This is a genomic window from Bisbaumannia salifodinae (genome assembly GCF_055388505.1).
The window spans coordinates 3,617,042-3,631,580 of record NZ_AP043781.1 but is presented as its reverse complement, the minus strand read 5'-3'; the positions used below and the strand labels follow the sequence as shown (position 1 = coordinate 3,631,580).

At 69.2% G+C, this 14,539-nt stretch carries 15 protein-coding genes; 6 read left to right on the top strand and 9 right to left on the bottom strand.

Annotation, left to right across the window (positions count from 1 at the left end; translation table 11 throughout):
* Nucleotides 1–91: 91 nt before the first annotated feature.
* The 6 genes from ACZ5EF_RS16950 to def form a co-directional block, all read right to left on the bottom strand.
* Complete coding sequence (locus ACZ5EF_RS16950) at nucleotides 92–1,540, bottom strand: TrkH family potassium uptake protein (protein ID WP_346061442.1); 1,449 nt, start codon at nucleotides 1,538–1,540, stop codon at nucleotides 92–94.
* A 34-nt stretch (nucleotides 1,541–1,574) separates the two neighbouring features.
* Nucleotides 1,575–2,948 (bottom strand): Trk system potassium transporter TrkA, encoded by a 1,374-nt coding sequence (gene trkA / locus ACZ5EF_RS16945; protein ID WP_346061443.1) that lies wholly within the window; start codon nucleotides 2,946–2,948, stop codon nucleotides 1,575–1,577.
* A gap of 105 nt (nucleotides 2,949–3,053) precedes the next feature.
* On the bottom strand, nucleotides 3,054–3,260 hold the full coding sequence (locus ACZ5EF_RS16940) for a dodecin (protein ID WP_346061444.1): 207 nt from the start codon (nucleotides 3,258–3,260) through the stop codon (nucleotides 3,054–3,056).
* A gap of 276 nt (nucleotides 3,261–3,536) precedes the next feature.
* A complete protein-coding gene (rsmB, locus tag ACZ5EF_RS16935) occupies nucleotides 3,537–4,868 on the bottom strand; it encodes a 16S rRNA (cytosine(967)-C(5))-methyltransferase RsmB (RefSeq protein ID WP_346061445.1) in 1,332 nt (443 codons plus the stop codon).
* A complete protein-coding gene (gene fmt, locus ACZ5EF_RS16930) occupies nucleotides 4,865–5,854 on the bottom strand; it encodes a methionyl-tRNA formyltransferase (RefSeq protein ID WP_346061446.1) in 990 nt (329 codons plus the stop codon). The genes rsmB and fmt overlap by 4 nt, the downstream gene beginning before the upstream one ends.
* Nucleotides 5,855–6,127: 273 nt before the next feature.
* On the bottom strand, nucleotides 6,128–6,640 hold the full coding sequence (gene def / locus ACZ5EF_RS16925) for a peptide deformylase (RefSeq protein ID WP_346061447.1): 513 nt from the start codon (nucleotides 6,638–6,640) through the stop codon (nucleotides 6,128–6,130).
* 236 nt (nucleotides 6,641–6,876) lie between these two features.
* Between def and ACZ5EF_RS16920 the strand changes: the two genes are divergently transcribed.
* The 5 genes from ACZ5EF_RS16920 (at nucleotide 6,877) to aroE (ending at nucleotide 11,453) form a co-directional block, all read left to right on the top strand.
* Entirely contained in the window at nucleotides 6,877–7,962 is a 1,086-nt protein-coding gene (locus ACZ5EF_RS16920; RefSeq protein WP_346061448.1) for a LysM peptidoglycan-binding domain-containing protein, read from the top strand.
* A 34-nt stretch (nucleotides 7,963–7,996) separates the two neighbouring features.
* Nucleotides 7,997–9,013: a DNA-processing protein DprA gene (dprA, locus tag ACZ5EF_RS16915; protein ID WP_346061449.1), complete on the top strand. Its 1,017-nt coding sequence runs from the start codon at nucleotides 7,997–7,999 to the stop codon at nucleotides 9,011–9,013.
* Nucleotides 9,014–9,064: 51 nt separating this feature from the next.
* Nucleotides 9,065–9,634, top strand: coding sequence for an L-threonylcarbamoyladenylate synthase type 1 TsaC (tsaC, locus tag ACZ5EF_RS16910; protein WP_346061450.1), 570 nt, complete (start codon nucleotides 9,065–9,067; stop codon nucleotides 9,632–9,634).
* A gap of 68 nt (nucleotides 9,635–9,702) precedes the next feature.
* The gene (gene hemF, locus ACZ5EF_RS16905; protein WP_346061451.1) at nucleotides 9,703–10,644 is read left to right on the top strand and encodes an oxygen-dependent coproporphyrinogen oxidase; all 942 of its coding nucleotides are present in this window, start codon (nucleotides 9,703–9,705) and stop codon (nucleotides 10,642–10,644) included.
* Nucleotides 10,641–11,453, top strand: coding sequence for a shikimate dehydrogenase (gene aroE, locus ACZ5EF_RS16900; RefSeq protein WP_346061452.1), 813 nt, complete (start codon nucleotides 10,641–10,643; stop codon nucleotides 11,451–11,453). Before hemF ends, aroE begins: the two co-directional genes overlap by 4 nt.
* Nucleotides 11,454–11,652: 199 nt before the next feature.
* On the opposite strand, the gene ACZ5EF_RS16895 is transcribed toward aroE, so the two are convergent.
* A complete protein-coding gene (locus tag ACZ5EF_RS16895) occupies nucleotides 11,653–11,910 on the bottom strand; it encodes a hypothetical protein (RefSeq protein WP_346061453.1) in 258 nt (85 codons plus the stop codon).
* A 16-nt stretch (nucleotides 11,911–11,926) separates the two neighbouring features.
* Nucleotides 11,927–12,721: a M48 family metallopeptidase gene (locus ACZ5EF_RS16890; RefSeq protein WP_346061454.1), complete on the bottom strand. Its 795-nt coding sequence runs from the start codon at nucleotides 12,719–12,721 to the stop codon at nucleotides 11,927–11,929.
* A 137-nt stretch (nucleotides 12,722–12,858) separates the two neighbouring features.
* Between ACZ5EF_RS16890 and ACZ5EF_RS16885 the strand changes: the two genes are divergently transcribed.
* Nucleotides 12,859–13,725, top strand: a complete 867-nt coding sequence (locus tag ACZ5EF_RS16885) for an ATP-binding protein (RefSeq protein ID WP_346061455.1) — start codon at nucleotides 12,859–12,861, stop codon at nucleotides 13,723–13,725.
* Nucleotides 13,726–13,870: 145 nt separating this feature from the next.
* Here ACZ5EF_RS16885 and ACZ5EF_RS16880 read toward each other — a convergent pair whose 3' ends face one another.
* Nucleotides 13,871–14,494, bottom strand: a complete 624-nt coding sequence (locus ACZ5EF_RS16880; RefSeq protein WP_346061456.1) for a hypothetical protein — start codon at nucleotides 14,492–14,494, stop codon at nucleotides 13,871–13,873.
* Between the last annotated feature and the right edge of the window lie 45 nt (nucleotides 14,495–14,539).

Sequence of the window (14,539 nt, the reverse complement as noted above, 5' to 3'; positions counted from 1 at the left end):
GGGAGTGATGGGGCGATTATCCATAAAGCCGGGTAGTGGGCGCAAACCCTTGGCTCCTACCCCCCAGCGGCAACTCTCCACCTTGGGAGATTTAGCGCCGCCAGAAGGCCGCGGTAAAGAGCACCAGCACGGTAAAGATCTCCAGGCGCCCCAGCAGCATGGCCATGACCAGGATCCATTTGGCCAGGTCGGGCAGGTCGCCGTAATTGGCACTGGCCTCGCCCAGGGCCGGGCCCAGATTGTTCAGGGCCGAGGCCACGGTGGACCAGGCGGTGACCTGATCGACGCCGGTGGCCATCACCCCCACCAGCATCAGGAAGAAGAGCATCACATAGACCGAGAAGAAGCCCCATACCGCCTGGGCGATGCCATCCGGCACGCTATGCTTGCCCACCTTGACCGCGATCACCGCATTGGGATGGATCAGGCGCATGATCTCGCGCATGCCCTGCTTGAGGATCAGGATGATGCGGATCACCTTCATGCCGCCGCCGGTGGAGCCGGAGCAGCCGCCCACGAAGGCGGCCATAAACAGCAGGAAGGGTAGGGCCCCGGGCCAGGCGGAGAAGTCGGCGACGCCGAAGCCGGCGGTGGTGGCCACCGAGACCACCTGGAAGAGGCCGTGGCGCAGCCCCAGGCTATCGTCGTAGGTGGCGGTGGCCCAGAGGGCGCCCACCGTGACCAGGGCCAGGCCGCCCAGGAAGAGCAGCAGGAAGTTCGCCTCCGGGTCGCGCAGGTAGTGACTCAGGCGCTTCTCCCGCCAGGCGACGAAGTGCAGGCTGAAACTCATCGCCGAGACGATCATGAAGCCCACGCAGATCAGCTCGATGGTGGCGCTGCCGAAATGCCCGATGCTGGCATCGTAGGTGGAGAAGCCGCCCAGGGCCACGGTGGAGAAGCCATGCCCCAGGGCATCGAACCAGTGCATGCCCGCCGCCCAGTAGGCGAGGATACAGGTCAGGGTCAGGGAGGCGTAGATATACCACAGTGCCTTGGCGGTCTCGGTGATCCGCGGGGTGAGCTTGGAGTCCTTCAGCGGCCCCGGGATCTCGGTGCGGTAGAGGGCCATGCCGCCGACGCCCAGGGTCGGCAGGATGGCCACCGCCAGCACCACGATCCCCATGCCGCCCAGCCACTGCAGCTGCTGGCGGTAATAGCGCACCGACTCGGGCAGGCTATCGATGCCGGTGATCACGGTGGCGCCGGTGGTGGTCAGGCCGGAGAAGGACTCGAAGAAGGCATCGGTCACCGACAGGGCATGCACGCCGTCGAGCATCAGCGGCAGGGCGCCGAAGCTGGCCAGCACCGTCCAGAACAGTGCGGCGATCAGGAAGCCGTCCCGGGTGCGCAGCTCCTTGCGGGCATGGCGGTTGGGCCAGAAGATCAGGGCGCCGGTGGCCGCGGTGATGCCCAGGGCGATGGTGAAGGCACTCCAGACCCCATCGAGGAACAGCAGCGAGATGAGGATCGGGGGCACCATGGTCAGGCTGAACTGCATCAGCAGCAGCCCCAGGATGCGCAGGATCATGCGTAGACTCATGGTGCCGCTGTCCTTAGGGAAACCACCCGGTTCATCAGAAGAAGGTCAGCCCGACCTGGAAGAGGCGCTCCACGTCGCGGATGCGGCGCTTGTCGATCACGAACAGGATCACGTGGTCGCCGGACTCCACCACCACGTCGTCGTGGGCGATCAGCACCTCCTTGCCGCGCACGATGGCGCCGATGGTGGTGCCGCTCGGCAGGTCGATGTCGCCGATGGCGCGGCCCACCACCCGGGAGGAGCGGGCATCGCCGTGGGCGATCGCCTCGATGGCCTCGGCGGCGCCGCGGCGCAGGGAGTGGACATTGACGATATCGCCGCGCCGCACATGGGTCAGCAGGCTGCCGATGGTGGCCTGCTGGGGGGAGATGGCGATATCGATCTCGCCGCCCTGCACCAGGTCGACGTAGGCGGCGTTGTTGATCAGCGTCAGCACCCGCCGGGCGCCGAGGCGCTTGGCCAGCATCGACGACATGATATTGACCTCGTCGTCGTTGGTCAGGGCGCAGAAGATATCGCAGTCCTCGATGTTCTCCTCCAGCAGCAGGCGCTTGCTGGTGGCGCTGCCGTGGAGCACCACGGTGCGGTCGAGGCGCTCGGAGAGGGTGGTGCAGCGCTCCAGGCTGTGCTCGATGATCTTCACCTGATGGCTGTGTTCGAGCATCTCGGCGAGGCGCTCGCCGATATTGCCGCCGCCGGCGATCACCACCCGGCGGAAGTCCCGCTCGACCCGGCGCAGCTCGCTCATCACCGCGCGGATATCGCGACGCGCGGCGATAAAGAACACCTCGTCGTCGGCCTCGATCACGGTGTCGCCGCGCGGGATGATCGGCCGGTTGCGGCGGTAGATGGCCGCCACCCGGGTATCCACGCTGGGCATATGGCGGCGCAGGAAACCCAGGTCCTGGCCCACCAGGGGTCCGCCATAGAAGGCCTCCACCGCCACCAGCTGCACCTGGCCGCCGGCGAACTCCAGCACCTGCAGGGCGCCGGGGTACTCGATCAGGCGGCGGATATGGTCGGTGACCACCTGCTCGGGGCTGATCAGCACGTCGATGGGCACCGCCTCGTGGGCGAACAGGCCCTTGCGGGTCAGGTAGGCGGTGGCGCGGACCCGGGCGATCTTGGTGGGGGTGCGGAACAGGGTATGGGCGACCTGGCAGGCGATCATGTTGACCTCGTCCTGGCTGGTCACCGCGATCAGCATGTCGGCATCCTCGCAGCCGGCCTGGCGCAGTACCATGGGGTAGGAGGCGGGGCCGCTGACGGTGCGGATATCCAGGCGGTTGTGCAGCTCGCGCAGCCGCTCGCCGTCGGTGTCCACCACCGTGATGTCGTTCTCCTCATGGGCCAGGTGTTCGGCCAGGGTACCGCCGACCTGGCCGGCGCCGAGAATGATGATCTTCATGACAGGGATTCCGTCCGCTGATGATCCGAACCGCCGCCGACTCGAGGGGGGAGACGGTGGCGGCCCGAAAGGCGCCGGCTAGCATAAACCACCGGACAACGGGGGTCACTCTTCCAGGGTGAAACCCACCTTGATGGTGACCTGCCAGTGGCCGACCTTGCCATCTTCGATATGCCCCCGGGTGTCGGTCACCTCGAACCAGCGCATGTCGTGGAGGGTGCGGTGGGCCCGGCTCAGGGCCTGTTGGATGGCGTCCTCGATGCCCTCGGTGGAGGAGCCGGTGAGCTCGATATGCTTGTAGACGTGGGACATGGTGCCTCCCGTACCGATGGAAAAAGGGCCCCGCCTGACGGCGGGGGTTCCTGGCAGTATAGGGGGGAAGGCGGCGGGGGCCGGTAAACGCTGATTCTTCACCGAGGGGCGTCAGGCGGAGGCCTTGCCCTTGTGTCGCCGAGCGTAGAAGAAGCTCTCGTGGCTCTCCATCTCTTCTCCGAGAGGCGTCAGGCGACGGTCATGGCCTTGCGTGGCCCTTGTATCGCCGGGCATAGAAGAAACCGTCGTGGCTCTGCGGCTCTTCTCCGGGAGGCATCAGGCGACGGCCATGGCCTTGCGTAGCCGGGCATAGAAGAAACCGTCGTGGCTCTCCTCCTCGGGCAACAGCTGGCGGCCGGCGCCGGCGGGACGCCCCCAGGCCACATCGGTGGGGGTGGTGACCTCGACATTCGGGGTGCGGGCCAGGAAGGCCTGGATCTGGTCGGCATTCTCCTCGGGGAGCACCGAACAGGTGGCATAGAGCAGGGTGCCACCGGGGGCCAGCTTGGCCCACAGGGCATCCAGCAGCCGGGCCTGGAGCTGGGCCAGTTGGGGGATATCCTCGGGGCGGCGCAGGGCCTTGATATCCGGGTGGCGGCGGATCACGCCGCTGCCCGAGCAGGGGGCATCCAGCAGGATGGCATCGAAGGGGGTGCCATCCCACCAGTCGTCCTCGGCGGCATCGGCATGCCGCAGGGTGGCATCCAGCTTGAGGCGTTCCAGGGTCGACTCGACCCGGGAGAGTCGCTTGGCGTCGCTGTCGATGCCGGTCAGGGCCAGGTCGAAGACCTCCAGCAGGTGGGCGGCCTTGCCGCCGGGGGCGCAGCAGGCGTCCAGCACCCGGGCCCCGGGGCGAGGCGCCAGCACCGGGCCCAGCAGCTCGGCGGCGAGCTGGGCGGCCTCGTCCTGGACGCTGACATGGCCCTCGGCGAAGCCGGGCAACTGGTAGACATCGCAGGGCGCCTCCAGGGTCAGGCCATCCGGGGAGTGCAGGCAGAGACGGGCCGGCTGATGCACCTCATAGAGGCGCGCCAGGTAGGCCTCCCGGTCGCCGTAACGGCGGTTGATACGCAGCGTCATGGGCCCGGGCACATTGTTGGCCGTGGCGATGGCGCGCCAGTCATCGGGCCAGGCCTGGCGCAGGGCCTTGAGCAGCCAGGCCGGGTGCATCAGGGCCACGCAGGGATCCTTGTCCACCTCGTCCTGTAGTCTGGGGGCCTCCCGCTGCAGGCGGCGCAGGCAGCCGTTGAGCACCCGGGTGGCCCATTCCTTGCCGAGCAGGCGGGCGGCACCGGAGGTTTCGCCCACGGCGGCGTGGGCCGGCACGCGCAGATACAGCAACTGGTAGATGCCCACCAGCAGCAGGGCCTGGATATCGGCATCGCGGCGCTTGAAGGGGTGCTTGAGCAGCCGTGACGCCAGGGCCTCCAGGCGCGGTTGGGTGCGGCAGACCCCATAGCAGAGCTCGCGCAGCAGGCCCCGGTCGCGACTGCCTACCTGGCCTTCGTCGAGGTTCGCCAAGGAGCCCTTGGCGGTGATCACCGGCACCAGATTGCGCGCCGCGGCGGCGCGCACCTCCTGGCCATTGGGGGGACGACGATCGTTCATCGGGGCGCCTCCGTGGGGGTCTCACCCAGACGGCTGCCCGGAGTGAAGCGGGCCTGGCCGGCGTTGAGCAGCTCCCGGGCGGCCAGCGGCTTGCCGCCGGGCAACTGGGCGCGACTCACCATCAGTACCTCCCGGCCATCGGCGCCGCAGGCGATACGCAGGGCATCCCGCCCCGCAGGGAGCAGGGTGCCGGGAGCCGCCTCCGGGTCCGCGGCGTCTCGCTCGCCGGGGGCCGCCAGCCAGACCCGCAGCGGCGCGCCGTCGAGGCGGGTCCAGGTCACCGGCCAGGGGTTGAAGGCGCGCACCCGGGCGGCCAGCTCGGCGGCAGGGCGGCGGAAGTCGAGCTCCGCCTCCGCCTTGGAGAGCTTGGCGGCATAGGTGATGCCGGCCTCCGGCTGGGGAGTGGCCGTCAGGCCGTCGGCGGCGAGCCGATCCAGGGCCTCGACGATCGCCTCGCCACCCAGCGCCGCCAGGCGGTCGTGGAGCTCGCCGCCGGTGGTGGTGTCGGTGATGGGGGTGGTGCGGGTCAGCAGCATGGGACCGGTATCCAGGCCAGCGTCCATCTGCATGATGGTCACCCCGCTCTCAGTGTCGCCGGCCTCGATGGCGCGTTGGATGGGGGCGGCACCGCGCCAGCGGGGCAGCAGGGAGGCGTGCACATTGAGGCAGCCCAGAGGCGGGATATCCAGCACCGCCTGGGGCAGCAGCAGGCCGTAGGCCACCACCACCATGATATCCGCCTCGAGCGCCGCCAGATCGGCCTGGGCCTCGGCGGACTTCAGGCTCTGGGGCTGGTAGACCGGCAGCTCGTGCTGCTGGGCGAGGGCCTTGACCGGGCTGAGGGTCAGCTTGCGGCCGCGGCCGGCGGGACGATCGGGCTGGGTATAAACGGCGATGACCCGGTGGGGACTGTCGAGCAGCGCCTGGAGGCTGGAGGCGGCGAAGTCCGGGGTGCCGGCGAAGATCACGCGAAGGGGTCGAGTCATGCAGGATGGCCTTGCTGGGTCGTCGGTTCTGACAGGGTAGGCGACATGATAGCGCAAGGCGGCCCTTAACGACGAAGGCCGGGGGCGGCAACCGTTGGTGGCTCGGGGCTACCCTGGGGGCAGGTGCTTCGCAAAGACGCTGTGAACCCGTCCCTGGGCGCTCGACTTTTTCGTCCCTGAAAAAGACGCTTTGCTCCGACCCGCCCCCAGCGCCCCTCAGCTATTTCAACTGTGATAGCCCTAGGAAACAGGTCTTATGGCGTTGGAGGAGGCTTAGGCCTCCTGCAGTAGCTTATGGCGCTTCTGCATCTTCTTCATCACCCGCTCGCGCTTCAGCGGCGAGAGGTAGTCGACGAAGAGCACGCCCTCGAGGTGGTCATGCTCGTGCTGGATGCAATGGGCCAGCAGACCGTCGGCCTCCAGCTCATAGGGCTTGCCGTCGCGATCCAGGGCCTTGAGATGGACCCTCAGGGCCCGGGACACCTCGGCATAGTATTCGGGCACCGAGAGGCAGCCCTCCTGCATCGGCTGGCGCTCCTCGCCGATGGGGGTGTACTCGGGGTTGATCAACACCAGGGGCTGGCTCTGGTCGTCGCTGACATCCATCACGATGACGCGATGGTGCTCGTCCACCTGGGTCGCCGCCAGGCCGATGCCGCGGGCGGCGTACATGGTCTCGAACATGTCATCGACCAGCCGGCGAACGGCGTCATCGACGGTGTCGACCGGGGCCGCCTTGGTGCGCAGACGCTCGTCGGGGAATTCGAGGATGGGTAACTTGGCCATGGCGTTGAAATCATCGTTGTGCGGGGGGGCGGGTTTCTTTCCATATTGTAGAGGGACGGCGACGGCAACGGAACCTCGTGACCCGCCATAGGCACAATAGTCAGCCACTATCGTGGATCCCGGGAGGCGGGGGCGGGCCGCGGGGATTACACTGATTTACGAAACGCTACATGATAAGGCGGGGAATCAACCGGGCCGGTGCCCATCGGGGCCGGCAGCGCTGGGGGTGCCAAGGGATGAAACGACTATCGAGAGTTCGGTGGGCCGGGGCGCTGATCGTCCTGACCCTGGTGATGTTGGGGAGCGCCTCGGCTCAGGCGCAGGCCCTGAGTTATGCCGGGCTCCGGGCCGATGCCCCGGAGCGCTATACGGTGGTGCGCGGCGATACCCTCTGGGATATCTCGGGGCGCTTCCTGCGCCATCCCTGGCAGTGGCCGGAGATCTGGCAGGTCAACCCGCAGATTCGCAACCCCCACCTGATCTATCCCGGTGACATCATCTACCTCGAGGACTGCAACGGTCGGCCCTGCCTGCGCATGGAGCGCGGCCAGGGGGTGGTGCGGCTCTCGCCGGAGGTGCGTCGGGTGCCCCATCGGGAGGCGATCGCGCCCCTGCCCCTGGAGGTGGTGGAGAACTTCCTGCGCCGCCATCGGGTGGTGGACGATGCCGAGCGCCTCGACAACCTGGCCTATGTGGTGGGTGGCGACGACCAACGCCTGGTCAGCGGCGCCGGTGATGCCATCTATGTGCGTGGCGACTTGCCCAGCGAGGGGCGCCTGGGTATCTATCGCCTGGGGGATCGCTACCAGGACCTCGAGAGCGGCGAGTTGCTGGGTATCGAGCTGATCAGCGTGGGCCGCGCCCTCTGGTTGCGCCGCGACGGTGATATCAGCCGTCTGGAGATCACCGAGTCCAATTTCGAGGTGCGCAATGGCGACCTGATCCTGCCGGTGGAGGAGCGGGAGTGGGCCGGCCAGTTCCTGCCCCGGGCCCCGGACAGCGCCATCAGCGGGCATATCCTGGCGGTGCCCGGCGGGGTGCGTTTCATCGGCCGCCTGCAGGTGGTGGCCCTGGACCTGGGGCGTCGCGACGGCATCCAGGCGGGCCATGTGCTGCGGGTCGAGCAGCAGGGCGAGCTGGTCACCGACCCGACTACCAACGAGCTGATCCAGTTGCCCGGCGAGGAGGCCGGCCTGGTGATGGTGTTCCGGACCTTCGAGAAGGTTAGCTATGCCCTGGTGATGCAGGCCACCCGCACCCTGGCGGTGGGGGATCGGGTCTACCATCCCGACCGCAGCGAGCTGCTGGCCGGCGCGCCCTGACGGACGTCACGCCGATGATGACCGCCAGGGAGTGGTGGTTGCTGGGCCGGCTGCCGGGCATGGGCGCCCTGCAGCTGGCCCGCCTGCGGGCCCAGGCCCCGGCCTGGCCCTGCGCCTGTGGCTCGAGCATCCCGCCCGCAGTCCCTTCCAGGCCGAGCTGGAGGCCCTGGTGGCCTGGGAGGCGGCGGCCCCGGATCACCACCTGTTGCACCCCGACCACGAGGCCTGGCCGGCCCTGCTCGATGAGTTGCCCGACCCGCCCCCGCTGCTCTGGGCCAGGGGCGACCTCTCGGCCCTGGGCCCACCCCGCCTGGCCATGGTGGGGTCCCGTCGACCGACCCGGGATGGATTGCATAATGCGGCCCACTTCGCGCGGGCCATGGCCGAGCGCGGCTGGTGCGTGGTCAGCGGCATGGCGCTCGGCATCGATGGACGGGCCCAGACGGCGGCCCTGAAGGCGGGGGGCACCAGCCTGGCGGTGCTGGGCTCGGGTATCGATGTGATCTACCCTCGCCAGCACGGCGGTCTCTATGAACGGCTGCGCCACGCCGGCCTGCTGCTCTCGGAGCATCCCCCCGGCACCTGCCCCCATCCCGGCTACTTTCCGCGTCGCAACCGCATCATCACAGGCCTCTCCCGGGGCGTGCTGGTGGTGGAGGCCGCCGAGCGCAGCGGCTCCCTGGTCAGTGCCCGCCTGGCCCTGGAGCAGGGGCGTGACCTCTTCGTGCTGCCCGGCTCGCTGCACAATGCCCAGGCCCGGGGCTGTCTGCAGCTGTTGCGTCAGGGGGCCACCCTGGTGACCCACCCCGAGGAACTGCTGGAAGAGCTGGGGCACTGGGAAGGCGCCCTGGCCGCGCCGCTTCCCCCGGACGAGTCGGCGGCGCCCGCCGAGGAGCCGCTGCTGACCCTGCTCAGCGAGGTGCCCACGCCCCTGGATGCCCTGGTGGCGCTGACCGGGCTATCGGTGGCGGAGTGCCAGCGGCGCCTGTTGGGCCTGGAGCTGGAGGGGCGTGTGACTGCGGCTTCCGGGGGCTGGATCCGCCTGCCGTAAGGCGCGGGCCATGGTAGACTTTGCCTTTTCAGCGAGAGCAATGAGGTCGCCATGGGTGATGCGCTTGTTTCCAGTGAATCTCTGGCCCAGGGGGTGGCGGCGCTGCGCAGCGGCGGCGTGATCGCCTACCCCACCGAGGCGGTCTGGGGGCTCGGCTGTGATCCGGATAACGAGCAGGCGCTGACCGCCCTGTTGCGTCTCAAGGCGCGGGATCCGGCCAAGGGCATGATCCTGATCGCCGGCGATATCGCCCAGTTCGGCCCCTGGCTGCAGGGCCTCGACCCGGCCCTGCATGCGCCCCTGGTGGCCAGCTGGCCCGGCCCCAATACCTGGCTGGTGCCGGACAACGGGCGCTCGCACCCCCTGGTGCGGGGCGGCCACCGCAGCGTGGCGCTACGGGTCAGTGATCATCCCCTGGTCGCCGAGCTATGTGCCGCCTTCGGTGGTCCCATCGTCTCCACCTCCGCCAATCCCGCCGGTGAGCCGCCCGCCCTGAGTGCCGGGCAGGTCCAGGACTACTTCGGCGAATCCCTGGCGGCTGTGGTGGAGGGCCCCCTGGGCGGGCTCGACCAACCCAGCACCATTCGCGACCTGGTCAGCGGGCGCGTGCTGCGCGGCTGATCGCTCTCGTCACCTCAATGCATCGAGGCCGGGCACTGGCGCCCGGCCCATCACCGACCGGAGGCTCCGTGGCTCACGCCCATCTCGATGCCGTCAAGACCTACCTGCGAGAACTGCAGGATCGCCTGTGTCAGGGCCTGGCCGAGGAGGATGGCCGGGCCGAGTTCCGTGAGGATGCCTGGACCCGCGACGAGGGTGGCGGCGGGCGCTCCCGGGTGATCGAGAATGGCGCCCTGTTCGAGAAGGGCGGCGTCAACTTCTCCCATGTGCATGGCACCCAACTACCGCCGTCGGCCACGGCGGCGCGTCCGGAGCTCGCCGGGCGGGGTTTCCATGCGGTGGGGGTCTCCTGGGTGCTGCACCCCGAGAATCCTCATGTACCCACCAGCCATGGCAATGTGCGCTTCTTTATCGCCGAGAAGGAGGGCGAGGCGCCGGTGTGGTGGTTCGGCGGCGGCTTCGACCTGACCCCCTACTATCCGGTGCATGAGGACGTGCTGCACTGGCATCGGGTGGCCCGGGACGCCTGCGCCCCCTTCGGCGACGACGTCTATCCCCGCTACAAGGCCTGGTGCGACGACTACTTCTTCCTCAAGCACCGCGGCGAGACCCGCGGCGTGGGCGGGCTCTTCTTCGACGACCTCAATGCCTGGGGCTTCGACAAGAGCTTCGCCTTCCAGCGCGCCGTGGGCGACGCCTTCCTCGAGGCCTACCTGCCCATCGCCCGGCGCCGCCGCCAGACCCCCTGGGGCGAGCGGGAGCGTGACTTCCAGCTCTATCGCCGGGGACGCTATGTGGAGTTCAACCTGGTCTGGGACCGGGGCACCCTCTTCGGCCTGCAGAGCGGCGGGCGCACCGAGTCGATCCTGATGTCCATGCCGCCGCTGGCGCGCTGGGACTACGGCTGGGAGCCGGAACCCGGCAGCCCGGAAGCGGCGCTCTACCGGGACTATCTGCGCCCCCGGGAGTGGCTGGACGAGGCGCCAGGCGCCGAGGAGAAGCAAGCATGAGCGATCGTTACTGCGTCTTCGGCCATCCCATCGGCCACTCCCGGTCGCCGGCCATCCACACCGCCTTCGCCGCCCAGTGCGGCGAAGACATCGACTACACCGCCATCGAGGCGCCCCTGGACGACTTCCCCGGCGCCTGGCGCGACTTCGTGGCCGCCGGCGGCCGCGGCGCCAATGTCACCGTGCCCTTCAAGGAGCAGGCCCACCGCCTCTGCGATACCCTGAGCCGCCGGGCGCGGCGGGCCGGGGCGGTGAATACCCTGGTGCTGGGCAAGAAGGGTGAAACCTATGGCGATACCACCGATGGCATCGGCCTGGTGCGTGACCTCAAGCGCCATGGCATCACCCTGGCCGGGGCCCGCATCCTGGTGCTGGGGGCCGGCGGCGCGGTGCGCGGGGTACTCGAGCCGTTGCTGGTCGAGGCGCCGGCGAGCCTCGAAGTGGCCAATCGCACCGCCGCCAAGGCCGAGGCCCTGGCCCGCGACTTCGCCGACCTGGGCCCGATCCGCGGTGGCGGCTTCGAGGCCGTCGCGGGGCCTTTCGAGCTGGTGATCAACGGCACCAGCGCCAGCCTGGGGGGGGCGCTGCCGCCGTTACCCGACGACCTCTTCGCCGAGGGCGCCACCGCCTACGACATGATGTATGGCGCCGAGCCCAGCGTCTTCCTGCGCTGGGCCAGCGAGCGGGGTGCCCGCCCCCTCGACGGCCTGGGCATGCTGGTGGAGCAGGCCGCCGAGGCCTTCTTCCAGTGGCGCGGCAAGCGCCCCGATACCGCCCCGGTGCTGGCCGAGCTGCGGCGCTCGCTCTGAATCGCTATCGCCAATCCCTAAGATGCTTCAGCACGCTTAGAATGGCTGAGGGGCGCTGGGGGCAGGGCGGAGCGGGGGTTTTTTGCCAGGGATGGCAAAAGTAGCGCCCAGGGAGGGGTTCACAGCGCCCCGCGAAGGCCTGTCCCCAGGGTAGCCCCGGGCCTCCGTGCTGAAAGTGTGCGAATTGCAATAACTCCGCTTAGCGGCGCTTGGTATAGAGCCCCACCATACATAGCCCCACCCCCAGCACCGACAGCAGCATGCCGCCGTTGACCAGCAGCGGGTGGCGTTGCAGCAGGGAGGCGAAGGGCTGGGGCATCTCCCGACACACCCCCTCCAGATAGTCCCAGTGGCCCCCGCCGAAGGTGCACTCGCGCACCTGGCCGAGCTCCCAGAAATAGATGCCCATCAGGGCCAGGGAGGGGAAGATCAACAGTAGCAGTCCGAGTCGTAGCATGGAGGTTCCGTAGGGGTCAGCGGGGGGCTTGGCAGTTGGGGGTGCGGCCGGCCTGGCGGGCCCGCTCGTAGCGGGCCAGGGCGTTGCCCATTTCCGCCTGGAGGGCCGCCATGCGCTGGCCATGGCTGGGGTGGGTGGAGAGCCAGGCGGGCGGCTGGCCGCCGGAGGCGGTACGCATATTCTCCCACAGGGTGAGGCTGGCGCGGGGATCGAAGCCGGCGTCCGCCATCAGCCCCAGGCCGATGATATCCGCCTCGCCCTCGTGACGGCGCGAGAAGGGCAGCAGGATGCCGTACTGGGCGCCGGCGCCCATCAGGCCCAGCACCTGCTCGCTCTCGATACCGGCGGAGCTCTGCAGCACCGACAGGCCCAACTGGGTCATGGACTGGGTCGAGGCCCGTTCGTTGGCATGCCGGGCCAGCACATGACCGATCTCGTGGCCCACCACCGCGGCCAGCTGATGCTGGTCGCTGGCCACATCGAGCAGGCCGGTGTGCACGCCCATATAGCCGCCGGGCAGGGCGAAGGCATTCACCGACGCCTCGTCGAAGACGCGGATCTGCCAGCGCTGCTGGCGCTCCCGCTCCGGCAGGGCGGCGACCAGGGCCCCGGCCACGCACTGGGCGTAGCGCTGGGTGGCGCCGCCGGCCTGGGGCAGGTCCGACTGGTACTGATCGAAGGCCTGCTGGCCCATCTGGCCCAGTTGCTCATCCGAGTAGAGGGTGAACTGCTGGCGCCCGGTGGGGGAGGTGGCGCAGGCGGTCAGCCCGAGGCAGAGCGCACCAACGGTCAGGTAGCGAATCCATCCCATCGTCTTCTTCCTCATCGTGTCGTGGGCCGCCCCGGCGCTTCCACGATGCCGGCGTCATGGGTGAGACCCTGGACGGGGGCAGGGGTTCGCCACAAGATACCCCGATGTCACCCCAGGTCAACCACAGGAGTGGAGCAATGAATGAGGAGTTAACCCAGCGGTTGCTGGCGCTGCTGGCACGGGTCGAGCCCTGGCTGCCGCCGGCCCCCCAGGCGGTGGACTGGTCCCGCGACGTGGCGGCGCTATGGCAGCGCCATGCCCTGGGGGGGCAACTGCTGCCGGTGCCGCCCCGGGATGCCCTGGGTCTGGACGACCTGCTGGGGATCGAGCGCCAGAAGCTGGCCCTGGTGGACAACACCCGCGCCTTCCTGCGGGGGCTACCGGCCAACCATGCCCTGCTGTGGGGCTCCCGGGGCAGCGGCAAGTCGTCGCTGATTCGTGCCCTGCTCAACTCCCTGGCCGGCGAGGGGCTGAGGCTGGTTCAGGTGGAACGCCATGATCTGGCGGGCCTGCCGCTGCTGGTGGAGCAACTGCGCCGGGAGCCGCGGCGCTTCGTGGTCTACTGCGACGACCTCTCCTTCGAGGGCCACGACGACGCCTACAAGGCGCTGAAGAGCGTGCTGGACGGCGCCCTCACCGGGCCGCCGGAGAACGTGCTGCTCTATGCCACCTCCAACCGTCGCCACCTGCTGCCGGAGTCGATGAGCGACAACGAGGCCAGCCACCTGGTGGGGGAGGAGCTCCACCATGGCGATGCGGTGGAGGAGAAGATCTCGCTCTCCGACCGCTTCGGCCTGTGGCTCGGCTTCCACCCCTTCAACCAGGACACCTACCTGGAGACCTGCCGCCACTGGGTGACCCGGCTGGGCGAGGCCGGCGACTGGAACGGCGAGGCCCGGGCCGCGGCGATCCGCTACGCCACCCTGCGCGGCGGGCGTAGTGGCCGCGCCGCCTGGCAGTTCGCCAACCAGTGGGTCGGCGGCCGACGCCTTTATGAGGAGTAGCTGTCAGCGCCGCCGAGACAAGGGGCGCCGGGGACAGGCCTGGAGGGGGTTCTATGCCAGGGATGGCATCGGTAGCGCCCAGGGAGGGGTTCACAGCGCCCCGAACAGGCCTGTCGACGGGGTAGCCCCGAGTCGACCGGCAGCATTATCCCCGGGGAGTCAGCTCGCCATCCTCGCCCACCGCGAAGCGTAGGGTGGGCGTCCAGAGCCCCGCCGGCAGGGTCATGCCCAGGCCGCGCAGGTCCCCCGGGGTGATCGCCAGCTCGCTGCCGGCGGGCAGCTCCCCCTGGCTGGCGAGTTGGGTGGCCAGCTCGACCATGGGTGCCAGCCGCGAGTCGCCAGCCAGCAGGTCGAAGCCGATGGGCAGGCGCAGCTGGCTCGCCTCGCCGCCACCACTGAGGCTGACGCTGTCCCGGTAGTTGCCGCTCAGCGGCTCGATGCCGGGCATCTCCAGGGCCCAGCGGAAGCCCGCCATTTCCACCGCCGGCATGCCGGCGGGCAGGGCCAGGCCCATGGCCAGGGTGGCCTGCACCGGCAGGCTGCCCATGCCCAGGCTGGAGGCGATCAGGCTGGAGATATCGCTGGTGTCCAGGCCCGCCTGGACCCGGTAGGGACCGATCTGCACCTCCTCCACGCCGAGGGAGGTAATGGCCAGGCGGAAGGCGAAGAGGCCGGTCTGGGGCAGGGCCAGACAGCCCACCAGCAGGGTGGAGAGACACAGCGGCGCCAGCAGGCGCCAGCGGCGGACGAGAGTGCGAAGCGAGAACATGGCGACCTCCGAAGCGGCAATCGACGCATTTAAGGGCCCGGGGAC